The organism is Pantoea sp. paga (assembly GCF_007558755.1).
GTDB lineage: Bacteria > Pseudomonadota > Gammaproteobacteria > Enterobacterales > Enterobacteriaceae > Pantoea > Pantoea agglomerans.
The window spans coordinates 222881-247751 of the sequence record NZ_VLTF01000004.1 but is presented as its reverse complement, the minus strand read 5'-3'; the positions used below and the strand labels follow the sequence as shown (position 1 = coordinate 247751).

The following is a 24871-nucleotide window of genomic DNA, read 5'->3' as shown; positions in this document are numbered from 1 at the left end:
TCATAGATATTCTGCATTGTTGTTCCGCGGGATGAGAGGTCTATAATTTGTCCTTTGTGCAACCACGACCGCTCAGGAGGCCGTTATTAATACCCATCGCCAGCAACAAAATGCACTTGAAGAGGTTCGTGCCGGGGCGGAAGTTGAGTATCAATACGATCCCCATGAACTGAAGCTGGATCGCATGCAGGATTCTGAACCGGAGCCGGAGCTGATTGAAGGCTTGCCGGCGCCGGATGCGCTGACCCCTGCCGATCGTTATCTGGAACTGTTTGAACATGTTCAGATGTCGCGGATTTTCGAGGACAGCAAAACCTTCCCCGACTGTTCGCCCAAGTACGATCCGCTGGATGTGCTGATGCGCTATCGTCGACAGAAACGCAGCAGTGATTTTGACCTGTCGCGTTTTGTCGCCGATCACTTTTATCTGCCTGGCGTAAACGAAAGCTTTTATGTCTCCAACCCGGATAAAACGCTCAATGAGCATATTGACGACCTGTGGCCGGTTCTGACCAAAATGCCGCAGCAGCATATGCCGCACTCATCGCTGCTGCCGTTACCCAAACCCTATGTGGTGCCGGGCGGACGTTTTGGCGAAACCTACTACTGGGATTCTTACTTCACCATGCTCGGCCTGGCAGAATCGGGCCGCGACGATCTGCTGCGTCACATGGCGGATAACTTTGCCTGGCTGATCGATAACTACGGTCATGTGCCAAACGGCAACCGTACCTATTATCTCAGCCGCTCGCAGCCGCCGGTGTTTGCCCTGATGGTTGAGCTGTTCGAAGAAGATGGCGTGCGCGGTGCTAAGCGCTATCAGGAACAGCTGATGAAGGAGTATCAGTTCTGGATGGATGGTGCCGGTTCGCTGATGCCGAACCAGGCTTATCGCCACGTGGTGCGGATGCCAAACGGCTCACTGCTCAACCGCTACTGGGATGACCGCGATACGCCGCGTGATGAGTCGTGGATTGAAGATGTGGAAACCGCCCGCGAATCGAAACGTCCGGCCAGCGAAGTGTATCGTGACCTGCGTGCCGGAGCGGAATCGGGCTGGGACTATTCCTCGCGCTGGCTGCGTAACCCGAAACGGCTGTCGAGCATCCGTACCACGCAGTTTATTCCTATCGATCTGAACTCGTTCCTGTACAAGCTGGAACTGATGATCGCTACTCTGTCGCACGCAAAAGGCGAAGAGCTGACTGCGCTGGCCTGGCAGAAAAAAGCCGAAGCGCGCAAGCGTGCGATTACCCGTTATCTCTGGGACAGCACCGCCGGTGTGTTCCGTGATTACGACTGGCGTCGTGAGCGTTTCGGTGCCTTTACCGTCGCCTCTGTGGTTCCGCTGTTTGTCGGTCTTGCGACGCCGCACCAGGCGCACCTGCAATCGATCTCGCTGCGCCATCTGCTATTAAGCAACGGCGGCCTGCTGACCTCAATGGTGGAAAGCGGTGAGCAGTGGGATCGACCCAACGGCTGGGCACCGATGCAGTGGATGGCGGTTGTTGGCCTGAATAATTACGGTGAAGAGACGCTGGCGACTGAAGTGGCCGTGAACTGGCTCAACACGGTCAATAACTTCTATCAGCTGCACCATAAGCTGGTAGAGAAGTATGACATCAGCGGCGAGCGCGCCCGCCCAGGCGGCGGTGGTGAGTATCCGTTACAGGATGGATTCGGCTGGACTAACGGCGTTACACGTAAGCTGATGACGATGTATGGGCATTTAATGGCTGACTGAGTATCGCAGCCTGTAAACCTTTAAAACGCAAAAAGCCGGGCTATCCCGGCTTTTTCATGTTTCATGCAGCCTATTCAGCGCTACTTCTTCGCTTCAGTGCCTGGTTGTGACGCACGTTGCAGGAACTGCTGTGTCACTTCAGGCAGGTGCTGCAGCAGCCACTCCGCCATCGCCACTTCCTGATCGCGGATCTCACTTAGTATGCGTACGCCCTGCGCATCACCGACCTGCTCAGCCGCGGCGATCAGGCTGGTGTAGCTGGCGATCTCGGCATTCTCGAATACATAGCCACTGATAGCGCCCTTCACCACTTCATCTGAGTTAAACATGCCGCCCACGGCCTGGCCGGTGGCTGCCATTTTGCCCATCGCATCTTTCATTACAGAGTGATCGATACCGTGGCTGTCGAGCAGCTGTTCCAGCAGAGTCAGCTGATGTTTAGTTTCATCCAGATGTTGCGCCAGACGCTGTTCCAGCGCCGGATAGTGTTCAAGACGACCTGACATCTTGCTCAGCATGCTTTCTGCTTGTTTTTCCATCGCATGCGCATCGCGCAGCCAGTCGTGATAATGTTCAATCGCAGTCATGTGTTGCTCCTTAAGAGACGGTAATAGAGTCGGCTACCGAGGTGAGCTTCTCATCCGTTTGCTTCTCTTCATTCAGGGTTTCTTCCAGCAGCTGCGCGGCTTTGGTGTAACCCAGCTTCAGCGCCAGCGCATGCAGCGTACCGTAGGTGGCAATCTCATAATGCTCAACTTTCTGCGCTGCACCGATCAGCCCCTGATCGCGAACCTCGCCCTTTTCGACCGAGTCGATAATTTCCTGCGCTTCTTCAACCAGACCTTCCAGCGCATGGCATTTCATTCGTTTGATTTTGACTTCAGGTGTTACTTCCACCAGTTCGTCGAGTCGTTCAATCTGAGCACGGGTCTCTTCCAGATGCTGATTAAACGCAGCGATAAGATTTTCGTCACTGGCTGCACGCGCCATTTTAGGCAATGCACGGGTTATCTGCTTCTCAGCGCTGTATACATCGGATAAGTCATGGATGAACAGGTCGTTTAACGTTTTCACTGTCATAAGATAGCCTCATTGATTAAAAAGCTGCGTCTGTAATAACGCAGCGCCAGTCATATCGTTGACACCTGAAAAGTCTAGTGGAGATTTTTAATATCGCACGCCACATCAGTATGAATTTAATACAAAAGTGGCATGCAAAATGCAATTTCCTTTTTGCAGCAAACATTTAGCTGGAAAATTGTTTTTATCTTTGCGGCTTCGCTAGTGGCGTTGTAATTGTACAAACTAAGAAATCGTTGTATAAATTTTATAAGATTAACTGCATAAAAAAGTACCAGTCTAAAACTTACCTGTACAAAGTTTTATTAATCCGTATAGCTTTAACCTAGCGGAAATAAAAAACCGGAAGGGAAAACCCTTCCGGTTTAATTAACAGTTCCGGCCATGGCTAATGATTCAGCACTGGCATAATTCAGATGGCAATTATCTTACAAAAGAACTAAATAGATTCAAAATGCCCGGCTAACAGAGTAACCCTGCCGTCACAGCAGTGTTAAAGACGTTCAGCTCCGGCGGCTAACCTTACCTCCCTTGCGCCCCGCTTCAATGGCACGTTCAGGATCGTTCTTGAAGTTGCCGCCGCTTTTCTGGCCACCTTTGCGTCCTGCTTCAGCAGCACGCTCTTTGTCGGCCGCAAAATTCCCGGCCCCACCGCGATATTGAGTCATATGCGTCCTCTTTGATTTTTAAAAATAGAATTTGCACAGCTAACGCTTCATCAGGCCGATTCAGCAACATAAATGTAGACAGAAAATCGGGCCGATCAAGTGAGATAAATAAAAAACCCGTCACAGTTCTGGTTTATTGAACGTACTACTCTCAACCAAAATGATAACGGATTCCAACCATCGCTCTTTTGAATTCATAAAAGAGCCGCGGCATGAAAAACCTTTATAACAAAAATCGCCGCGCCCTATTAATCGATCATTTTCAAAAAAAGTCCAATTGAAAAAAATATAAGCGAAGCGGTGAATAGACAGATTAATCAACATCAGGTAGTGAAGATGATCAACAAACGATCAATTTCCCCAAGCGAAGCGCTAAATAGAAATCTGAAACCCTGCTTTTACGTTAAAAATAAGCGAAGCGTGACGCATTGATGACATCAGGTAAAAATAGCCTGAATCGATCAATAAACGATCAATTATGCTGATTTAATGAAAATTTTTATTAACGATAGAGGGCAGATTTAGCGATGAAATTTGAATCTAAGCGAAGCGGATGAATTTCTGCTTCCTGAGGGTAAAAAACGTCTTTTCGGAATAGTACTAAAAAGCATTTTCTGTGGGGATAAGCATAAATTTTGCATGCCTGTGAAAAGGGTAACTCAACGTTATGAATGAGATGGCGCAAATTCATGAGGGAGATAGTGCGTTAATGGCAGGCAAAACATATACCCTGTTCAGCAGAGTCAGAGGGAGTCGGGAAAATCGGAATCAAAAGCGACACCGCGCTTGCCATTTTTCTTGATGCGGTACATCGCTTCATCAGCACGCTGCAGTGCAGTATCAAAGTCCTCTTTGTCCTGCGCCTGAGAGACACCGACAGACGCCCCAATGAGTGCATGCCCGTTTGCCATATCAAAAGGTGTCATTACCGCGTCAAGACAGGCGTGCGCCAGTTTCTTTACCCGCGGATGGTTCAGCGCCCAGGGTATTAACAATACAAACTCGTCGCCGCCCAGTCGGCCAATGATCACTTCTGCCGGAGAGAGTTCCGTAAACCGCTGACTCAACTGGATGAGGACTTCATCTCCGCTGCGGTGCCCCAGGGTGTCATTGACGTGTTTAAAGTTATCCAGGTCAATAAAGACCACGCAGAGCGGTCCCTGAGTTTTCATTTCACAGAAATAATTCTGCAGAGCATGACGATTGTTGAGCAGCGTAAGGGGATCGTGCAGCGCCAGCAGGGCGAGCTGCTCTTCATATTGCTTCTCTTTGGTCATATCGATGTGAGTGCCGATCACTTTAACCGGCTCTCCGTGCGCATTCCATTCGCTGACCCGGCCCCGATCCAGCACCCACGTAATGCTGCCATTTTTGGCGATCATGCGGTGCAGAGCCTCGTAATAAGGCGCTTTCCCGGCGATGTGGTCGTTGAATGCCTGTAAAACGTCGGCGGCATCATCGGGATGCAGGCTCTCTTTCCAGGATTCAAAGTTGGCGTCGGTCTCTTTCGGCTGGAAGCCCAGCATCGCCCCCCAGCGCCGGTTGAAGATCACCAGTTTGCCGCTGGGAATATCCAGCTGCCACAGGAACAGCCCGGTACCATCCAGCGCCGCATTGAGTTTTGTGCGGGCGTCATGCGCTATACGCTTCAGACGCGCATTGTGCTTTTTGAGGTTCTGTATCTGCAGACGCAGCGCTTCTTCTGACATAACCGTGTAAGAGGAGGAAAAAGGGGTATTGTGCCTGTCAGGCTGATTCTGTAAAGGGTGGCTTATAAAACACGATTAGCCGCGGTCAATTGCAGGCTGGACAGGATATCAGGCGGTGCCAGTCTGGCAACGCAGCACAGAGGCGAAGCGGCAAATTGATTTCGCCATGAAATCTGTTTGTGTTGCTACAGGGTTGAGAAGTGGAATGGGCCTGGGAGAGGTGAAATTCGGAATGTTCGGGGAGATAGCGAATCGGGTGGCCTTAAAAAAGCAAAAACCCGCCAGAGGCGGGTTCTTTAAAGATGGTGCCCGAACCCGGACAAAAATGCCGGGAGCATTTTTGCATCGCGCGGCTTCGCGCGACCCAGAGGGCGAGCCACAGGGATGTGGCGAGTGAATCGAACCTTCGATAACGGGTTCGCTCCAGAACGCAAAAACCCGCCAGAGGCGGGTTCTTTAAAGATGGTGCCCGAACCCGGAATCGAACCAGGGACACGGGGATTTTCAATCCCCTGCTCTACCGACTGAGCTATTCGGGCAACGGGGCGCATTAAACCAAAGCGGCCCGGCAGCGTCAAACGCTTTTCACCAAAATCAAATCGACTGACCGCTTTTCCATCAACCCAAAGAGTGGGTCTGACCTGCCGCCATAAACCTCTCTGTTGGCCGGATATATTTTAGTCAGAAGGCAGGCAGAGTCTGCATTGTGAGGCGAAATTGCCGATATAGCATGCGAGACCAACACTAATAATAAGGATCGCCATGTTTTCCACCATTACATCAGGTATCGCTTCCCGTCACAGCTGGCAGAAGCGTTCACACTCAGCGGCAACGCTGAGCTCTCTCAACGGCTCCATCGCCATGATTGAATTCTCTCCCGATGGCTCCATTCTCAGCGCGAATGCGCTGTTTCTGGCGCGCATGGGCTACACGCTGGCTGAGATCGAAGACCAGCACCACAGTCTGTTTTGTACCGCAGAGCAGCTTGAGTCGCGGGAGTACAAGGATTTCTGGCTGCGACTGAACCGGGGCGAAAGCTTCAGCGATAAGTTCCTGCGCGTAGCGAAAAACGGCCGACCGGTATGGCTCGAAGCCAACTATGTACCGGTGCAGAACCGCCATGGCCGGGTGATTAAAATCGTCAAACTGGCAACCGACATCACCGATCATATCAACGATGCGCAGGAGCAGCGCGCCATCACCACCGCCATAGAACGCTCGATGGCGGTGATCGCTTTTAACCTCAAAGGTGAAGTGCTGAAAGCCAATGACAACTTCCTGAAAACGATGGGTTATCGTCGTGAGGAGGTAGAAGGTGTTCACCACCGTCGCTTCTGCTCGCAGGCGCTGCGCGATAGCCGCGAATATAGCGAGTTCTGGCAGCAGCTGAACCGCGGCGAGTTTGTCTCAGGCCAGTTTCCCCGGGTCAATAAACGGGGTGAGACTATCTGGCTGCGCGCCACCTATAATCCGGTGTTTGACGAACAGGGCAGGCTCTACAAAATCGTGAAATTCGCCACCGATGTGACCACGCAGGTGGAAAAGAATCAGCAGGAACATGATGCGGCACAGCGGGCTTATCACACCGCGCTGCAAACGGATGAAAGCACAAAGCTGGGTGCCGATGTTATCGCCAGCAGCGTGCAGACCATGAACGCCCTGGCGGGTGAACTGCAGGGGATCTCCGGTGATATTACCGGCCTGAGTGAATCCTCAGAGCGTATCGGTGCGATTGTGGAAGGTATCCGCCGGATAGCCGATCAGACTAACCTGCTGGCGTTAAATGCCGCTATTGAAGCGGCGCGGGCCGGAACCCATGGCCGCAGCTTTGCGGTAGTGGCTAATGAAGTCCGCACGCTGGCAGCAAACATCAACCGCGCCACCACCGACATCGAAAATCGGATACAGCAAAACCATCTGCTGGCAAGCCGGGCACTGAAAGGGATTGAATCCAACCTGAAGCGCGCCGATCAGGGCGTACAGCTGGCCCAGGAGGCGGGCGGCGTGATTGCGGAAATCCGTGAAGGCGCAACCGATGTAGTACGCGCCATCGGTCAGGTGACCAAAACGCTTAAAGTCTGACGCGCTGCGGGGGCAACCGCCCCCTTTTAAGGTGTTGCCTGAACCGGCGCTTCTGGCGTCGGCGGAATAAAGATGTGATCCAGAACTGCCCGCATCACGGGTGCCGCAGTAATCCCTTCGTTGCCACCATTCTCCAGTATCAACGCCACCGCCACTTTCGGGTCATTAAAGGGCGCAAAGGCGGTGTAGAAGATATGGTCACGTAGCCGTACTGGTATCATCTTCGCGTTATAGGTCTGGTTCTGGCGCAGGCTGAATACCTGCGACGTCCCGCTCTTCGCGGCGATGCCATAAGGTGCCGTGTGGAAATATTTATAACCGGTGCCGTTGGGTGCATTAGCCATGCCAAACATCGCATGGCGTACCAGCGACCAGTAGGGTGAATGAGGATCGCCAATCTGCGCTTCATGCAGCCTGGGATGGTAGTTCTCCACCAGGGTGCCGCGCTGGGTTTTCTCCAGCAGATGGGGGGCAATAACCCGACCGTTATTAATCAGCGCCACCATCGCTTTCACCATCTGAATGGGTGTCGCAACCCAGTAGCCCTGTCCGATACCAACGGACACCGTATCGCCCTGATACCAGGTCTTTTTATGCACCTTCTGCTTCCACTCCCGGCTCGGCAGTAAGCCGCTGTACTCTTCATTCAGGTCAATGCCGGTCGATTTGCCATAGCCAAACTGGCTGAGCATGGTGTGAATGCGATCAATGCCCATCATGAACGCCACCTGGTAGAAGAAGGTGTCGGCGGACTCTTCGATTGCCCGCGTCACATCCAGCATGCCGTGCCCGGTTTTTTTCCAGTCACGATAGCGCCGGTCCGTGCCTGGCAGCGTCCAGGTAGGTGCGCCAAAGAATTGCGACTGCGGCGTAATCACATGAGTCAGCAGCGCCGACATCGCCATGTAAGGCTTCACCGTGGAGGCGGGCGGATAGAGTCCCTGCGTAACGCGGTTAATCAGCGGCAGGTCTTTATCCTGTAGCAGCTTTTTGTAGGCCTGATAGCTGATGCCTTTCACAAACGGATTGGGATCGTAGCTGGGGCTGGAGACCATCGCCAGCACGGAGCCGTCGTGCGGATCTTCAATCAGCAGCGCCGCACGCTGCCCCGCCAGCAGGCTTTCCACATACTGTTGCAGGTGCAGATCCAGCGTCAGCGTCAGGTTTTTACCCGCGACCGGCGGTACCTCTTTCAGCACCCGCACAATGCGGCCATGATTATCCACTTCCACTTCCTGATAACCCGGCTTGCCGTGCAGCAGCGCTTCGTAATAGCCCTCAATCCCCTGCTTACCTATGTTATGGTCAGCCGCATAGTTTTCGGCGATGCCTTCCGCATTCAGCCGTTTATAGTCATTATCGTTGATTTTCGACACATAGCCGATCACATGCGCCAGATCCGCGCCATAGGGATATTCACGATCCTGGTAGGTCTCAATGCTGGCGCCGGTGAAGTGAAACTGATTGACCGCAAAGCGGGCGACCTGCTCTTCGGTCAGCTCCTCTTTCAGCACCACCGGCTTGTAACGGCTGGTCTGCTTCAGCGCATGGCGGAAGGTGTCGATTTCGTCCGGCGTCAGATTAACGATCGGCGTGAGTGCCCGCAGCGTGGCATCCATGTCGCTGATTTTGTAAGGCGTCAGCGTAATGGCGTACCAGCTGACGTTTCGCACCAGCGGAATGCCATTGCGGTCATAAATCAGCCCACGCGTCGGCGCAATGGGGATCATTTTGATGTCGTTCTGGTTAGAGCGCGTCTGGTAATAGCCATGGTCGCGCACCTGTAAGCGAAAAAGGTTTACGCCAAGAATGGTGAAACAGAGACAGACCAGAGCAAAGGCTATTGCAGCGCGGCGGGCAAACAGCTTCTCTTCAGCTTCGAAGTTACGAAAGTTCATCAGGGGGCATTATCAGGCGATTAATTATTATCTGTTATTGCGCACCATGATAAAGCGCGATCGCGGGCGTGCCAGCGCGAAGATGCACAAGCCTGAGCAAAAGTGTGTCATTTGATGTGAATGTTACCGGGACGGCGAGGCGGGAAAATGCAGATCCCCCGGTTAAGGGGGATCTGCACAGGGGGATCGGGCAGCAGGCGTCAATGCCTGCCACGCTGATTAATCACCCAGCAGAACAGACTCCAGCGCAATCTTGATCATGTCGTTGAAGGTGGTCTGACGCTCAGCAGCGGTGGTCTGCTCATGCGTACGGATGTGGTCTGATACGGTGCAGATGGTCAGCGCTTTAGCACCGAACTCTGCGGCCACACCGTAGATACCTGCAGCTTCCATCTCAACGCCGAGGATGCCATATTTCTCCATCACGTCGAACATCTGCGGATCCGGAGTGTAGAAGAGATCGGCAGAGAAGATGTTACCTACGCGCGCTTCAACACCCAGGTTTTTCGCCGCATCAACCGCGTTACGCACCATGTCGAAGTCAGCAATCGCAGCAAAATCGTGATCTTTGAAACGCATACGGTTCACTTTGGAATCGGTGCAGGCACCCATACCAATCACGATGTCACGCAGTTTTACATCGGCACGCACGGCACCACAGGAGCCCACACGGATGATCTTTTTCACGCCGAAGTCGGTGATCAGCTCTTTGGTGTAGATGGAGCAGGAAGGAATACCCATTCCATGGCCCATTACAGAGACTTTGCGGCCCTTATAGGTGCCGGTGTAGCCCAGCATCCCGCGCACGTTGTTCACTTCTACCGGATTTTCCAGGAAGGTTTCAGCGATGTGCTTTGCACGCAGCGGATCGCCAGGCATCAGCACGACGTCTGCGAAATCGCCCATTTCAGCATTAATATGAGGGGTTGCCATTGTTTAATCCTTATTAAATTGCTGATTTACAGCATGTTCTTGCCATAGTCCATCTCGGACAGGCCAAAATAGTGTGCAATTGTCTGACCAATATCGGCGAAAGTTTCGCGGTAACCGAGTGAACCCGGCTCGACTTTCGGTCCGTAGATAAGAATCGGAATGTGCTCACGCGTGTGTTCAGTGCCTTCCCACGTCGGGTCACAGCCGTGGTCAGCGGTCAGGATCAGAATGTCATCTTCTCCGACTAATTCCATCAGCTCAGGCAGACGACGGTCAAACAGCTCCAGCCCGCCCGCATAACCGGCAACATCACGACGATGTCCCCAGGTTGAGTCGAAATCAACGAAGTTAGTGAAAACAATCGCCTGATCCGGCGCAGTTTTCATCTCCTGAATCGTCGCGTCAAACAGCGCATCCAGACCGGTCGCTTTGACCTTTTTGGTAATGCCCTGCTCAGCATAGATATCGGCGATTTTACCCACGGAGATCACGTGACCGCCCTTCTCATCCACCAGCTTTTTCAGCATGGTGGCGGATGGTGGCTCAACTGCCAGGTCGTGACGATTGCCGGTGCGCTCGAACTGACCCGCTTTGTCGCCCACAAACGGACGGGCGATAACCCGGCCAATGTTGTAGCCACCTTCGGTCAGCTCTTCACGGGCGATTTCGCACAGCGCATAGAGTCGATCCAGACCAAAAGTCTCTTCGTGACAGGCGATCTGGAACACCGAGTCCGCAGAGGTATAGAAAATCGGCTTGCCGGTTTTCATGTGCTCTTCGCCCAGCTGGTCGAGGATCACCGTACCTGATGAGTGGCAGTTACCGAGATAGCCCGGCAGATCTGCGCGCTCGACCAGTTTGTCCAGCAACTCCTGTGGGAAGCTGTTCTCTTTGTCGCTGAAGTAGCCCCAGTCAAACAGCACCGGCACACCGGCGATCTCCCAGTGGCCTGACGGCGTATCTTTACCTGAAGAAAGCTCGCTGGCGTAAGCGTACGCGCCGGTGATTTTCGCCTCAGGATCCAGACCTGCCGGGAAGCGGCCGGTCGACAGCTCTGCGGCTTTGCCCAGACCCAGCGCGGTAAGATTAGGCAGATGCAATGGGCCTTTACGTCCCTTGTCTGCTTCACCCCTGAAACAGGCTTCGGCGATGTGACCTAACGTATCCGAACCTGCGTCGCCGAATTTATCGGCATCTTTACTGGAGCCAATTCCAAAGGAATCGAGAACCATAATAAAAGCACGTTTCATGCAAGTCTCCTGCGCATTGGCGCGTGACAAGTCAAAAAAAAGCGATCAGATCAGTATACCCGAATGCATCGCGGCTGGCACCGGTTACCGGTCAGTTAGCTGATATCGCTCACACGGCGATAGACAACCGGCGTCTCAGCCGGGGCGGAATCACCGAGCACCAGCGCGGCTTTGACCGCCGCGGCGGCCTGCTGCCATTTGTCTTCGCTGCTGGCGTGAATGATCGCCAGTGGACGCTGCGCATCGGCACGTTCGCCCAGGGTGATCATGTCGCTTAAGCCGACGCTGTAATCAATGCTGTCGCTGGCACGCTGACGTCCGCCGCCCATTGCCACCACCGCCAGACCCAGCGCACGGGTATCCATGCTGCTGACGATGCCTGGCTGGTCGGCATACACCGGCTTGCTCAGCATCGCCTGCGGCAGATAAGCGTCGTAGCGTTCAACAAAATCGGCAGGTCCCTGCTGGGCAGCGACCATGCGACCAAACACCTCGGCTGCTTTGCCGTTATCCAGCACCGTCATCAGCTTATGACGCGCTTCGGTGTCGCTCGCGGCCAGTTTGCCGGAGACCAGCATTTCGCTGCAGAGCGCCAGCGTCACTTCCAGCAGGCGCGGATTCCGCTCTTCGCCGGTCAGGAAGCGAACCGCTTCACGCACTTCCAGCGCGTTACCGGCTGAGGAGGCGAGAACCTGGTTCATATCCGTCAGCAGTGCGGTGGTCTGGCAACCTGCGCCATTGGCGACGCCAACAATCGACTGCGCCAGACTTTCTGACGCCTCATAGGTTGGCATAAACGCGCCGGAACCCACTTTGACATCCATCACCAGTGCATCCAGCCCTTCTGCCAGCTTTTTCGCCAGAATCGAGGCGGTAATCAGCGGGATCGAATCGACGGTGGCGGTGATGTCACGCGTGGCGTAGAAACGCTTATCCGCCGGTGCCAGCGAGCTGGTCTGGCCGATAATCGCCACACCGACCTGCTTAATGATCTCGCGGAAGCGATCATCACTCGGGAAGATATCGAAGCCCGGAATCGCTTCCAGTTTATCCAGCGTGCCGCCGGTATGGCCAAGGCCACGACCCGAGATCATCGGAACATATGCGCCGCAGGCCGCGACCATCGGCCCTAACATCAGCGACGTCACATCGCCAACGCCGCCGGTCGAGTGCTTATCCACCACCGGGCCATTGAGATTAAGTGATTTCCAGTTCAGTACCGTACCGGAATCACGCATCGCCATAGTCAGCGCGACCCGCTCAGGCAGCGTCATGTCGTGGAAATAGATGGTCATCGCCAGCGCGGCGATCTGACCTTCCGAAACGGTGTTATCACGCACGCCATTGATGAAGAAGCGAATCTCCTCTTCAGTCAGCGCATGGCCGTCACGTTTTTTGCGAATTATTTCTTGTGGCAGGAACAAGGTAACCCCCTGGTTCAGGGAAATCAGGATGGGGAACAGGCGATCAGCGACCGCCTGAAAGATCAGTAACCCGCTTTGCTGGTGTCGCTGTCATGACCCAGAGTGTTGAGCAGGCTCGCCAGCAGGCTTGATGCACCAAAGCGGAAATGACGCGCATCGGCCCAGTCGGCACCCAGCGTCTCTTCCGCCATTTTCAGATAGATCGCGGCATCTTCAGCGGTGCGCACGCCACCAGCGGGCTTAAAGCCAACCTGCTGGCTGACGCCTTTATCGCGGATCACGTTCATCATGATCTGCGCCACTTCAGGTGTGGCGTTAACCGGCACTTTACCGGTCGAGGTTTTGATGAAATCGGCACCGGCATCAATGGCAATCTCAGAGGCCTGACGGATCAGCGCTTCCTGCTTCAGTTCACCGGTTTCGATGATCACTTTCAGCAGCACATCTGCTTCGGCACAGGCGGTTTTACAGGCTTTCACCAGATCGAAACCGACCTGACTGTTACCGGCGATCAGCGCACGATACGGGAACACCACATCCACTTCATCGGCACCGTAGGCGATAGCGGCGCGGGTTTCTGCCAGCGCAATATCAATGTCGTCATTGCCGTGCGGGAAGTTAGTCACCGTGGCGATGCGGATCTCCGGAGTTCCCTGCTCGCGCAGCGTTTTACGGGCAATCGGAATAAAACGCGGATAGATACAGATTGCGGCGGTGTTGCCTGCCGGGGATTTGGCCTGATGACACAGGGCGATCACTTTTGCGTCGGTGTCGTCGTCATTCAGGGTGGTTAAATCCATCAGTTTCAGGGCGCGCAGGGCAAGGTTTTTGATATCGGTCATGAGGCTCTCCAAAGGATCGGGGTGCAACCCACCGGCTCGCCGGCGGAATGTTATAATAATAACACTCTGATGCGGCCTGATATGTGCCAGGAGTCACATAGGAATAAGAAATTAGTGCAACATTGCCACGCTTACTGTGACTAACATTACAGATAACAGGGCTTGGTGGTTATTATACGCCAGCGGGTGCAATGTTACTATTATCACATTTAAGCGCGAAGGCTGCAGGTCGGGTGAGACACGGGCGGTCAGTTGCGCAGCGCCGGGAAAGCGGGATCGAGCTGAAATAGCTGCTGACTGTTGTGCCACAGCGCATCGGCAATCTCCTCAGGTGACTCTTCACGCAGGCTGCAGAGCACCTCCCACACCTGACGCGCCCGCTCCGGACGATTAGGCTGGCCCTGAAAGCCCTGCAGCGGCATATCGGGTGCATCGGTTTCCAGCAGCAGCGAAGAGAGCGGCAGTTGCGCCACGGTCTGACGGGTTTTGCTGGCGCGTTCATAGGTAATGGTCCCGCCGATGCCAATCGCATAACCCAGCTTAATAAAGGCCTGCGCCTGCTGCAGGCTGCCCGCAAAACCATGCACCACGCCACGGCGCGGCAGATCGTAACGACGCAGAATCTGCGCCAGTTTGTCATGAGTGCGGCGCGAATGCAGGATCACCGGCAGCTGATACGCTTTCGCCAGCTTAAGCTGCGCCTCAAGAAAGCGTTGCTGCTTATCAAACTGCGGATCGTCGCGATAGAGATCCAGCCCGATCTCGCCGATCGCCACCAGCTTACGCGGCCGCTGTTGCAGTAAGGTTTCCAGCTGGTCGAGATGGGCCTCCTGATGATTTTCGATAACGATCGGATGCAGGCCCAGCGCGGCATAGAGCGCCGGTTGCGCCGCGGCTAACGCGCAGACCCGCTCAAAGCGGCTGGCATCGATCGCCGGAACGATAATCTTTTCCACGCCCGCTTCTGCAGCACGTGCCAGGCTGCCAGAGATATCCCCTTCAAACGGCGGGAAATCGAAGTGGCAGTGCGTATCGATAAACTTCATGCCAGCGATCCTTTGTCGTAATCAGCATCATTATCCGCCAGCGGCGGTGTGATGATGAGGCGGGTATCGGGTGCATTGGCTACCGGAGCAGGCGGCGTTACGATACGCGCCGTGGTCATCGGTTCCGCATCGCTCAGCCACTGGCCCAGCGTGGCGAGGAAATAGCGACCGCAACGCCGTCCCAGATGATAATCCTGATTCAGTGAAGCGATGCGGCTCCCCAGCGCACTGCTGGCCAGCGCATGCGGCGGAAAGATTTCGATAATGCGCAAATCATCGGGCGGATTCTCAATGAACTGCTGAATTTCCCGATAGCTCTGTTCATGCTTATTCAGCACGTTGATCATCGGCTGCAGTGCGCCGGTGCTGAGCCAGCGTTCCATCCGCTTAAACCATTTCGGGGTATAGAACATCTGCGACGGCACGGTGCGGATCACCACAATGGTATCAGCGCCACGGCGGGCGGCTTCACGCACCGGAATCGCATCGCTGATGCCGCCATCGAGATAGCTGATCCCTTCCAGACTGACCCCCAGCCGGTAAAAACCGGGAATGGCACTGGAGGCTTTGATCAGATCCAGCCAGTTATCGGCGGTCGGGTTGAAGTAGCCGGGCGTGTAGTCGTCACTGCGGCAGGCGCACATATAAAACTCGCGGCCGCTGGAGAACAGCTGCTCCGCGCTGCTCATCGCCAGCGGAAATTCACTGCGGGTAATATCTATCAGCCAGTCGAGGTCGATCAGATTGCCACCACGCACAAAGCGCAGCGGATCAAAAAAGAGTTTACTGGTGGTATAGCGGGTAATCACACGTCGGGCATAGCCGGGCTGACCACAGACAAAGGCAGAAAGATTTTGTGCACCGGCAGAGGTGCCGAGCATCAGCTGAAAGGGGTTGAATCGGGCACGCTGAAATTCATCTAACACGCCTGCGGTGAAAATGCCGCGTTGACCGCCGCCTTCACAAACCAGCGCAATTTTCTGAGATTTAAACGGAGTCAGGGCCAGAGGTTCAATGGCGCCGAGCGTGACAGGAATGCGTATACCCACTGTGCGAACCTCAAAAAGCGGTTCCGGGTCTGCTGGAGGATCGATCCGTTAAAGACGGCAGCATTCCGGAGAACCAGTCATATGTTCCTTTAACCGGCAGGCCAGCTGGGCTGGCTTACCTTGCAGCGATGTGAAGGTGTCCCTCTCTTCACGTCAGTCGCTACAGATGACTGGTCTCCGCTCTATGCTTTGCGTTGCATTACACTGCAGGACTCATCGGCTAAAGCTTTTTACGGCCGGTAAACAGGCTGATGAGGAACAGGATAATACCAACGACGAAGACAACTTTAGCTGCCCATGCTGCTGTGCCCGCTAAACCGCCAAAACCTAACGCTGCAGCGATCAGTGCGATCACCAGAAAAATAATGCCCCAACGAAACATAAGCCTCTCCTTACCCTATTTAAAAATCGAATATTTTAAAATCGATCTGCTTATTTCATCCCCGGATGGGTATCTTTTATTCGTACGGCCACAGAAGTGGCCGTACGCAAGCTTAAGATTTAACCGTCAGGTCATTCTTAACGCTTTTCACGCCTTCAATGGCTTTAGCAATGCTTTCTGCACGATCTGACTGTGCCTGATTAGCAACCTGCCCTGAAAGCTGAACAACGCCGTCGGTGGTCTCAACTTTTACGTTGCGCGACGGAACAATGTCATCCGCTAATAGCTTAGCTTTAATTTCGCTGGTCGTGGCGGTATCGCCCGCATAACCTTTCATTGATGATGCTTTGCTGTCTCTGACGTGTAGTTTGTCGCTGACGGATTTAACACCTTCGATTTTCTGCACCACAGCCACAGCCTTCTCAGCCTGATCCTGTGAGGTGACGAAACCGCTTAAGGTCACGACGCCGCTATGCGTTTTTACCGAGATATCCGTGCTTTTAATTGCGTCATCATCTACCAGCGCCGCTTTGGCTTTGGCGGTGATGCCGCTGTCATCCATATAACCATCGACTTTTTTCATAGAACTATCGATTTTTGAACCCGCGCTGTCGGCTGTCTGTGACGCTTTCTGCGACATTGATTCGTCAGCCAGTGCGCTGCCGCTGATCAGTGCTGAGCCAATCATGGCGGCCATCAGGGTTTTAGCAATCTTAGTCTTGTTCATCGATATCTTCCTTCTATCAGTTAACTCACCCAAAAACTGTGGGCGCAACAGAGGCACAGGTGCCGCTGCGTTACAGGACGTAAGGACAAGAGAAGTCTCTTCCGCCGTCCGATAGAGTAATCATAGACGGCATTTTGCAATTTGCCTGGCTAACTGGTTGATCACACGTCAAAACAGAAGAAAAACGGGGTTTTTAGGAGGAGTCTGGAAGGAGGAAAACAGGGCCACTCCCAGCTGGAATGGCCCGGAAACAGGCGATTAGTGCTCGCGCGTTTTGCGGAAACGGACGTCAGGGTAACGTTCCTGCGTAATATTAAGATTAACCATGGTTGGCGCGATATAAGTCAAATTATTACCGCCATCGAGCGCCAGGTTAACTTCGTTTTTACGCTGGAAGTCCTCAAACTTTTTCGCGTCGCTGCATTCAACCCAGCGCGCCGTAGAGACGTTGATCGCTTCGTAGATCGCTTCGACGTTATATTCGCTTTTCAGACGGGCGACCACCACATCGAACTGCAGCACCCCGACCGCACCCACGATCAGATCGTTGTTATGCACCGGACGGAACACCTGTACTGCACCCTCTTCCGACAGCTGAACCAGCCCTTTAAGCAGCTGTTTCTGCTTCAGCGGATCGCGCAGACGAATACGGCGGAACAGCTCTGGCGCGAAGTTCGGAATACCGGTGAACTTCATGTTTTCACCCTGAGTAAAGGTGTCGCCAATCTGAATGGTGCCGTGGTTGTGCAAGCCGATGATATCGCCAGGATACGCTTCTTCAACGTGCGAACGGTCGCCCGCCATAAAGGTCAGGGCGTCGGAGATCACCACATCTTTGCCGGTGCGCACCTGACGCAGCTTCATCCCTTTTTCATATTTACCTGACACCACACGCATAAAGGCCACGCGGTCGCGGTGTTTCGGGTCCATGTTGGCCTGGATCTTAAACACGAAGCCGGTGAACTTCTCTTCTTTCGCTTCTACCGTACGGGTGTCGGTGTCACGCGGCATCGGACGCGGTGCCCATGCCACCAGGCCATCCAGCATATGGTCAACGCCAAAGTTACCCAGCGCGGTGCCGAAGAAGACCGGCGACAGTTTGCCGCTCAGGAAGGCTTCCTGCTCAAACTCGTGCGATGCGCCCTGTACCAGCTCCAGCTCTTCACGCAGCTGTGCCGCCAGATCGTCACCGACTGCGGTGTCGAGGTCCGGGTTGTTCAGCCCCTTCACGATGCGGACATCCTGAATGGTGTGGCCTTTACCGGTCTGGTAGAGATAGGTCTCATCTTTGTAGAGGTGATAAACCCCTTTGAACAGTTTGCCGCAGCCGATAGGCCAGGTGATCGGTGCGCAGGCAATTTTCAGCTCGCTTTCCACCTCATCCAGCACTTCCATCGGGTCGCGGATATCACGGTCAAGTTTGTTCATAAAGGTCAGGATCGGCGTATCGCGCAGACGGGTAACTTCCATCAGCTTACGGGTACGATCCTCAACGCCTTTAGCGGCATCAATCACCATCAGACAGCAGTCAACCGCGGTCAGCGTACGGTAGGTATCTTCCGAGAAATCTTCGTGACCTGGGGTATCCAGCAGGTTCACCAGGCTATCGCGATAGGGGAACTGCATCACCGAGGTGGTAATGGAGATACCACGCTGTTTCTCCATCTCCATCCAGTCCGACTTAGCGTGCTGGTTAGAGCCACGGCCTTTTACCGTACCGGCGGTCTGGATAGCCTGTCCGAACAGCAACACTTTTTCGGTAATGGTGGTTTTACCGGCATCCGGGTGCGAAATGATCGCGAAGGTGCGGCGGCGTGCCACCTCTTCTAAAAAGGGATTAGACATGGAATTCTTCTCAATAGGCAGCGCAACTTACTGGCGCTGCTGATAAATCACGGTGGCCGGCAGAACCTTACCGGCGGGTAAACGGTGCCAAAAACGATCTTTCATCGTTGGCGGGTCAGCGCGAAGTTACATTGGCGTGAATTCCGGTTACCTGGTCAGCTTTAAGGCGGCATAGCATACAATATTTTGCGCGCGCGGCCTACAGGGAGAGGGGCAGGATTTCAGGGGCGGGGAATCGGGGAACGGTGGATGCCACAACAAAGCGGGACGGGTCTGCACCCGCCCCGCCTACCTTATCCCAGCACCTTTCTGACGCAGGCTTTGAAGATCTGCACACCAATCTCCAGCGAGTCGAGATCAAAATGCATGTCGGGATGATGCAATCCTGGCGTCAGGTTGGTGCCCAGTCCCCAGAAGCCCGCTTTTACACCCGGACGCTTCACCGGATAGTAGAAAAAGTCCTCGCTACCTGGCGTGGTCCGGGTTGACAGCGCGCCCTCTTCTCCCAGCACCTCGACGATCGCGGCGCGGATCACCGCCGTCGCCTCATCATCAATCTCGGCGGCGGGCATCTCTTTTAATACGCGTACCTCGGCGCTGGCACCCAGTGCCGCCACGCTGTGAGTAATGGCGCGCGTGACCTGCTCTTTCAGCAGCGTCATCGGCCCGTTATCCTGCGAACGCAGATCCCACACTACGCGGGCTTCATCCGGCACCGAGTTGGTAACACCGGCATCGCACAGGAAGCGGGTTGCTTTGACGCTCCAGGTCAGCCCGGGCGAGAGATGGATGGCGTTGACCGCCTGAACCGCCTGTACGGCAGCATCCAGCGCATTCACCCCAAGGTGCGGACGCGCCGCATGGGCGGGCTGGCCTTTGATGGTCGCTTCCAGCGTGCTGCAGGCTGAGTAGAGCACCGCAGGCACCGCCTGGCCGACCACACACTCCTCCAGCGGACGCAGATGGAACCCCAGAATCATCTCCACATCATCCAGTGCGCCACCTTCGATCATTGAGAGCGCACCGGCGCCCAGCTCCTCGGCGGGCTGGAACAGGATCTTCAGCCGGCCACGTTTCACCGCACCCTCCTGCAGCAAAGCCGTCGCCGCCGTCAGCACGACCGAAGAGTGACCGTCGTGACCGCAGGTGTGGCGCGCACACGGCACGCCATCAATGATGTGCCCCAGCGCATCCATATCCGCGCGCAGCGCCAGCACCGGGCCCGGTACACCGCTGTCGATCTCGGCCACAATGCCGGTGGTGTTATTGATATTGCGCGTCACCTTCAGGCCCGCTTTCTCCAGCTGATCGGCGATGTAGGCCGAGGTTTTCACCTCCTGAAAACCCAGCTCCGGAATTTCGTGCAAATAGTGGTAATGCTCTAATACCTCAGACACAGCGTTACTCCTGCATAAACAGACGCATAACAGACATTGCGATCAGCGCGTTGATGATGCTCACCAGCATCAGCAGCGGCCAGTATTTTTTGGGCACATCGGCCACGCCCAGCAGCCGTCCCATATATTGCAGCTGCGATCCCATCAGGAAAATCGCCGGGGCCAGAATCGTGATATCCGCCCCGGTCAGCAGCCCTTTGGTGAGCAGACTCACCGCTACGCCGGTGCCCGCCGACGACGAGAGCCAGGCAGTGAGCAGCACCGTAATTGCCTCACCCGGCAGGCCGAACAGCCCCATCACTGGCGCAAAAACGTGCCCGAGAAACTGCATGATGCCGAGCAGATTGAGCACTTCTGCCAGCACATAGGCCATCACCACATTTGGCATCAGGTTGTGAATGGCGATGTGAAAGCCTTTACGCGCGCCGGTCACAAACACATCAAAGGGATTACTGCTGGTCGTGATTTTATTTTCCATCGGCGAAATCCTTTTTATAAACACTGTTTAACACAGCGCGCGTTATTGCCGCACCGACAAATTTCAGCACGAACATTAATAACAGCGGAATAATAATCGGCAGCGTCATTGAGGCGAACAGCGCGGAGCCGATGGCGAAGTAATTATTGATTAAGCCGGCACCGGAATATTGCCAGGCACTCATCACCACCACCTCTTTTTTACCGATCTGTTTCTGGTCAGCCATCTCTTTGGTTAATGCCGCGCCCGCATCGGTACTTTGCAGGTCGGTAATTAATGCCAGACCGCAATGGCCCGGCAGCCCCATCAGCGGCTTAAGCAGCGGCGTCAGCAACCGATGCGCCGCGCGAATCGCGCCGTAGTGGGTGAAGATTTCCAGCACGCCCAGCGCCAGCATCACCGTGGGCGTCAGCGACAGCGCAAACAGGAACCCCGCTTTGGCACTGAGTCCGCCTGCGCCAAGAAAGGTGTTGCTGGCGGGATCTTTCATGGTGCCAAAGCTGCCGCCCAGCGTGGTGAAGTCAAAGGCGCCCAGCCATGAAAGACCCTCGACGTTATAAAACAACCCTGAGAAAAAAAGGATGGCAAAAATTAACGCGACATAACTGCCTTTGGTCGCCGTCATTTTTACCGGACTAACCACACTCTCATCTGACATTATTTTCTCCTGATAAGCAGGCTTGCCGCCTCTTCCCTGCCGTGGCAAGTTTCAATATATGGAACTGAGTTCTAAGCATGATTTATGCCAGAGCCGATCGGTGCGCGATGATTAATGACCCTGCTGTCACCACCGGGCGTTTAATCCACGCCATACCTGTTATGGCTCATCGAAATATCTTTTTCTGACGACAACGTGATATTTCCGGCGCGTCATCAGAGGACCGCTATTTCTCCAGCTTCAGCGGCGATTGCACCAGCAGGATAGCGACCGGGCGCACTATCATGGTGCTGAAATCGTGATTTTGTTGCCCGATAAGGGATGATGCAGAATGAGAATCGCTCGCATTCAATTTGTGAAATAATTCTATTTAAATCAATCAGATAAATTGGCTGTTTTTGCGGAAAAGCCTTCGCTTTACTAACATATTTGATGCATAATTCACCGACTATACCTGTTTATTTAACATCTTCTTAAAAGGACTCGGCCATGCTGACTGCTGAAATGACTGGGCGTTTAAACGACCAGCTGAACCTGGAATTTTTCTCTGCCAATCTTTATCTGCAAATGAGCGCCTGGTGCAGCGACAAAGGCTTTGAGGGTGCCGCTTCCTTCCTGAAGATGCATTCACGCGAAGAGATGCAGCATATGCAGCGTCTGTTTGATTACCTGAGCGATACCGGCGGCATGCCGGTGCTGGGTACCATCGCTGCGCCGCCAGTCTCTTTCACCTCGCTGAATGAAATTCTGCAGCAGGCGCTGGAGCATGAGCAGCTGATCACCAGCAAAATCAATGAACTGGCCCATGCCGCCATGACCTCACAGGATTACTCTACCTTCAACTTCCTGCAGTGGTATGTTGCCGAGCAGCATGAAGAAGAGAAGCTGTTCAAAACCGTGCTGGATAAACTGGCGCTGGTCAGCAACAGCGGCAACGGTCTGTTCCTGGTCGATAAAGATCTGGGCCGCATGAGCACCGAGAACCACGCAGAGTAATTTCTGTTGGGGCCACTGAGGTAGAAGGCCTGGTCGCTGTGAGATCGTGCCTTCACAGGGAACAGGGTCAGATCGGAAAGACGCAAAAGCCTCCATCCCTGGCACGCTCGGCCCGCGCTATTACGCACCTCATCCATGAGGTGCGCCCGTAAACGGGCCAACGCTTTGCGTTGTTCAAAAGTGCTCCCGGCGCTTTTGCCCCTGCTGCGGGACGCTTTCCTCCTCTGCCCCTGCTAACTGAACTTAAGCGTTGCTGCCCAAAACCTGATTGATTAGGCTTTGCCACCACGGCACCGCTATTCCAGCCGGTAACTCGCGGCTTTCCCGCCATTCACCCACAGTTCACGGTTTTCACCCGCAGGCAGTAACAGCGCGATCTCCCGCCAGGCTGGCTGATAATCTCCACGTTTTTCCACCGTCAGATCGATACGCGTGGCGCTGCTGCAGAGCGTCCAGCGAAGCCATAGCGCATTACCCTGCTGCCAGCCGTGGCTCTCGCCATCGTCATCAAACATTTCGCCTTGTGTCTGCACGCCTTCGGGGGCAGGCCATAGCTGCCATTGCCGCACCGTATCTCGCCGCGCATCGGTGGTGCTTTCGCACTCGCCCAGCGGGATCACCGCTCCGGCCCGCACCAGCAGCGGCAGCCGATCCAGCGGCGCATCCAGCGTGATGGTCTCACCGCCCGCAAATGCCTTGCCGCTGTGCCAGTCATACCAGCCGCCGCGGTTACGGGGCAGATAGACTTCACGACTGCGCGCGCCCTGCTCTACTACGCTGGCGACCAGCAGATCGCGCCCCAGCATAAAGTCATCACACTCCTGATAGGTCAGCGGATCCTGCTCGTGATCGAGGAAGGTCGGGCGCAGCATCGGCTCATCTTCCACGCTGGCCTGCCATGCCAGGTTATAGAGGTAGGGCATCAGGCGATAGCGCAGCCGGATCGCCTCGCGGATCATCGGCGTGACTTCCGGGTACATCCAGGGCTCATTCACCGTGTGATCGTCATTCCAGGAGTGGATAGTAAAGCGCGGGTGCATCACGCCATTCTGAACCCAGCGCACAAATAGCTCGGCATCCGGCTTATCGCCCGAGAAGCCACCGACATCGTGCCCGACGTTAAACAGCCCGGAGAGGCTCATCCCCAGTCCCATGCGGATGTTGTAGCGCAGGGTTTGCCAGCTGGTGCGGTTATCGCCGCTCCAGGTCTGTACATAGCGCTGCATCCCGGCGCAGCCGGAACGGGAGATCAGATAAGGGCGTTTGTCCGGTGCAAACTGCTGCTGGGCTTCCATTGAGGCGCGCATCATCAGCAACGGCATTACCGGCCGGATATGCTTGATGGCGATCGGCTGACCAAAACCGTGACAGCGCGCTTCGCCATCCCACACCTCATATTCGTTGTTGTCATTCCAGGTAGAATCGATGCCCTTTTCCAGCAGCTGCCGGGTGACATTCTCCTGCCACCAGCGCACCGCCTGCGGATGAGTGAAGTCGAGGTGCGATCCCTCATCGTCCCAGAACACCGAACGCTCAGGACGATCCTGCTCAGAGTCACGAATAAATAGCCCCTGCGCGGCCACTTCCTGATAGCGCGGATGATCCTGCAGCAGGCAGGGTTTGATGTTGGCCGCCAGCTTCATTCCGGCAGTATGAAACGCGTCGCTCAGCGCATTGGGATTCGGGACTTTGTCGTAGTTCCAGTTGAAGACGTAGCGCTTGTTGTTAATCGAGGTGTAACCCGAAGAGAGCTGGAACGAGTCGCAGGGAATTTCATGCTCGCGACACAGACGGATAAAGGATTGCAGCTGCTGTTGTGCGTCGGGCGCGTCGGTGTAGTGCATGGTGGACCCGCTGTAACCCAGGCTCCACTTCGGCTGAAACAGGGTGCGACCGGTCAGACGCACAAAGGCTTTGGTGACATCGAGCAGCGTCGGGCCCAGCATCATGTAGTAATCGAGATCGCCCGCCTCGGCGCGGTAGCGACGATAAGGGAGATGGTAGTTATCCAGCTCATTCCCCAGATCGAGCCAGCTGCTGCTCAGGTTGTCATAGAACAGGCCAAAACTGACGCCATCGCGCTGCGTCAGGGTAAACGGAATATGTTTATAGAGCGGATCGGTGCTGGCGGCGTTGTAGCCCATGGCGTCCAGATTTCGCATCTCAAAACGGCGGTTAACGCGGTTCAGGTCGCCACTCTTCTCGCCCAGGCCATAAACCCGATCCTGCGGCTGGCGACGCTGATAGTGCTCGACCCCGTCGCCGTGCGCATTGAGCAGATAAGCACCGGTGTGACGATCGGCGGCCAGCGGCTGCCAGCTCTCACCATCAAACTGCTCCCAGCTCAGGCAGAGCGGCTGATGTACCGTAACACGCAGCCGTTGCGTGCTGATGCGAAGTTGCTGCGCATCGTGTTCAACCTTAAATGCCGGCAGCGTAAAGCCATCCAGCGCCTCACGATCCCGCCCCTGCCAGGGCACGTCGCTGACAGGCGCAATGCTCCAGGTGCGGTTCAGCGCCAGCTCACCGTCGCGCTTCAGCAGCACGCGCATCAGCTTATCCTCCAGCACGTAAAGCCGCAGGAAGTGACGATCTTCGACCTTGAGTTCAACAAAGTGATCGGCCTGCTGATGCAGCGTCCAGTTCTTCAGGGTTTTCATCGC

At 54.9% G+C, this 24871-nt stretch carries 21 protein-coding genes and 1 tRNA gene; 3 read left to right on the top strand and 19 right to left on the bottom strand.

The annotated features are described in order from the left end of the window. Positions 1-85: 85 nt before the first annotated feature. Positions 86-1744 carry an alpha,alpha-trehalase TreF gene (treF, locus tag FOV68_RS13760; RefSeq protein ID WP_045139632.1) on the top strand — a complete coding sequence of 553 codons (1659 nt, stop codon included), beginning with the start codon at positions 86-88 and terminating at the stop codon, positions 1742-1744. Positions 1745-1824: 80 nt separating this feature from the next. Here treF and FOV68_RS13755 read toward each other — a convergent pair whose 3' ends face one another. The 5 genes from FOV68_RS13755 to FOV68_RS13735 form a co-directional block, all read right to left on the bottom strand. Then, entirely contained in the window at positions 1825-2331 is a 507-nt protein-coding gene (locus FOV68_RS13755; RefSeq protein WP_031594042.1) for a ferritin-like domain-containing protein, read from the bottom strand. Positions 2332-2341: 10 nt separating this feature from the next. Then, positions 2342-2824, bottom strand: a complete 483-nt coding sequence (locus FOV68_RS13750) for a ferritin-like domain-containing protein (RefSeq protein WP_069025367.1) — start codon at positions 2822-2824, stop codon at positions 2342-2344. A gap of 503 nt (positions 2825-3327) precedes the next feature. Further along, the gene (locus FOV68_RS13745) at positions 3328-3492 is read right to left on the bottom strand and encodes a general stress protein (protein ID WP_004571242.1); all 165 of its coding nucleotides are present in this window, start codon (positions 3490-3492) and stop codon (positions 3328-3330) included. Positions 3493-4235: 743 nt separating this feature from the next. Continuing rightward, positions 4236-5201 carry a sensor domain-containing diguanylate cyclase gene (locus FOV68_RS13740; RefSeq protein WP_109652137.1) on the bottom strand — a complete coding sequence of 322 codons (966 nt, stop codon included), beginning with the start codon at positions 5199-5201 and terminating at the stop codon, positions 4236-4238. Positions 5202-5664: 463 nt separating this feature from the next. After that, positions 5665-5740: transfer RNA gene (locus FOV68_RS13735), tRNA-Phe, on the bottom strand. Between the two features lie 223 nt (positions 5741-5963). Between FOV68_RS13735 and FOV68_RS13730 the strand changes: the two genes are divergently transcribed. Further along, positions 5964-7283, top strand: coding sequence for a PAS domain-containing methyl-accepting chemotaxis protein (locus tag FOV68_RS13730; protein ID WP_143991068.1), 1320 nt, complete (start codon positions 5964-5966; stop codon positions 7281-7283). A 26-nt stretch (positions 7284-7309) separates the two neighbouring features. On the opposite strand, the gene mrdA is transcribed toward FOV68_RS13730, so the two are convergent. From mrdA to FOV68_RS13665, 13 genes are all read right to left on the bottom strand, one after another. Next, positions 7310-9181, bottom strand: a complete 1872-nt coding sequence (mrdA, locus tag FOV68_RS13725; RefSeq protein ID WP_109652130.1) for a penicillin-binding protein 2 — start codon at positions 9179-9181, stop codon at positions 7310-7312. Positions 9182-9400: 219 nt separating this feature from the next. Continuing rightward, positions 9401-10114, bottom strand: coding sequence for a purine-nucleoside phosphorylase (gene deoD, locus FOV68_RS13720; protein ID WP_010248951.1), 714 nt, complete (start codon positions 10112-10114; stop codon positions 9401-9403). A gap of 26 nt (positions 10115-10140) precedes the next feature. Continuing rightward, a complete protein-coding gene (deoB, locus tag FOV68_RS13715) occupies positions 10141-11364 on the bottom strand; it encodes a phosphopentomutase (RefSeq protein ID WP_010671093.1) in 1224 nt (407 codons plus the stop codon). 95 nt (positions 11365-11459) lie between these two features. Then, positions 11460-12788 (bottom strand): thymidine phosphorylase, encoded by a 1329-nt coding sequence (deoA, locus tag FOV68_RS13710; RefSeq protein ID WP_143991067.1) that lies wholly within the window; start codon positions 12786-12788, stop codon positions 11460-11462. A gap of 62 nt (positions 12789-12850) precedes the next feature. Continuing rightward, positions 12851-13630 (bottom strand): deoxyribose-phosphate aldolase, encoded by a 780-nt coding sequence (gene deoC, locus FOV68_RS13705; RefSeq protein ID WP_033764479.1) that lies wholly within the window; start codon positions 13628-13630, stop codon positions 12851-12853. 248 nt (positions 13631-13878) lie between these two features. Continuing rightward, the gene (locus FOV68_RS13700; protein WP_010671095.1) at positions 13879-14676 is read right to left on the bottom strand and encodes a TatD family hydrolase; all 798 of its coding nucleotides are present in this window, start codon (positions 14674-14676) and stop codon (positions 13879-13881) included. Next, a complete protein-coding gene (locus FOV68_RS13695; protein ID WP_010248962.1) occupies positions 14673-15725 on the bottom strand; it encodes a patatin family protein in 1053 nt (350 codons plus the stop codon). The genes FOV68_RS13700 and FOV68_RS13695 overlap by 4 nt, the downstream gene beginning before the upstream one ends. Before the next feature lie 220 nt (positions 15726-15945). Next, the gene (locus FOV68_RS13690) at positions 15946-16107 is read right to left on the bottom strand and encodes a DUF1328 domain-containing protein (RefSeq protein WP_003848537.1); all 162 of its coding nucleotides are present in this window, start codon (positions 16105-16107) and stop codon (positions 15946-15948) included. A 112-nt stretch (positions 16108-16219) separates the two neighbouring features. Further along, positions 16220-16834 (bottom strand): molecular chaperone OsmY, encoded by a 615-nt coding sequence (gene osmY, locus FOV68_RS13685; protein WP_010671097.1) that lies wholly within the window; start codon positions 16832-16834, stop codon positions 16220-16222. Positions 16835-17092: 258 nt separating this feature from the next. Further along, on the bottom strand, positions 17093-18679 hold the full coding sequence (gene prfC, locus FOV68_RS13680) for a peptide chain release factor 3 (RefSeq protein WP_010671098.1): 1587 nt from the start codon (positions 18677-18679) through the stop codon (positions 17093-17095). Between the two features lie 293 nt (positions 18680-18972). Then, positions 18973-20076 carry a M20 peptidase aminoacylase family protein gene (locus tag FOV68_RS13675; RefSeq protein WP_143991066.1) on the bottom strand — a complete coding sequence of 368 codons (1104 nt, stop codon included), beginning with the start codon at positions 20074-20076 and terminating at the stop codon, positions 18973-18975. Positions 20077-20080: 4 nt separating this feature from the next. Next, positions 20081-20554 (bottom strand): YjiG family protein, encoded by a 474-nt coding sequence (locus FOV68_RS13670; protein ID WP_069025372.1) that lies wholly within the window; start codon positions 20552-20554, stop codon positions 20081-20083. Beyond that, a complete protein-coding gene (locus FOV68_RS13665) occupies positions 20544-21212 on the bottom strand; it encodes a nucleoside recognition domain-containing protein (protein WP_010248983.1) in 669 nt (222 codons plus the stop codon). Before FOV68_RS13665 ends, FOV68_RS13670 begins: the two co-directional genes overlap by 11 nt. 489 nt (positions 21213-21701) lie before the next feature. Here FOV68_RS13665 and ftnA point away from each other — a divergent pair, with 489 nt between their 5' ends. Further along, positions 21702-22208 carry a non-heme ferritin gene (ftnA, locus tag FOV68_RS13660; RefSeq protein ID WP_010248984.1) on the top strand — a complete coding sequence of 169 codons (507 nt, stop codon included), beginning with the start codon at positions 21702-21704 and terminating at the stop codon, positions 22206-22208. Between the two features lie 296 nt (positions 22209-22504). Here ftnA and FOV68_RS13655 read toward each other — a convergent pair whose 3' ends face one another. Then, positions 22505-24868, bottom strand: coding sequence for a TIM-barrel domain-containing protein (locus tag FOV68_RS13655; RefSeq protein ID WP_143991065.1), 2364 nt, complete (start codon positions 24866-24868; stop codon positions 22505-22507). Positions 24869-24871: the final 3 nt, after the last annotated feature.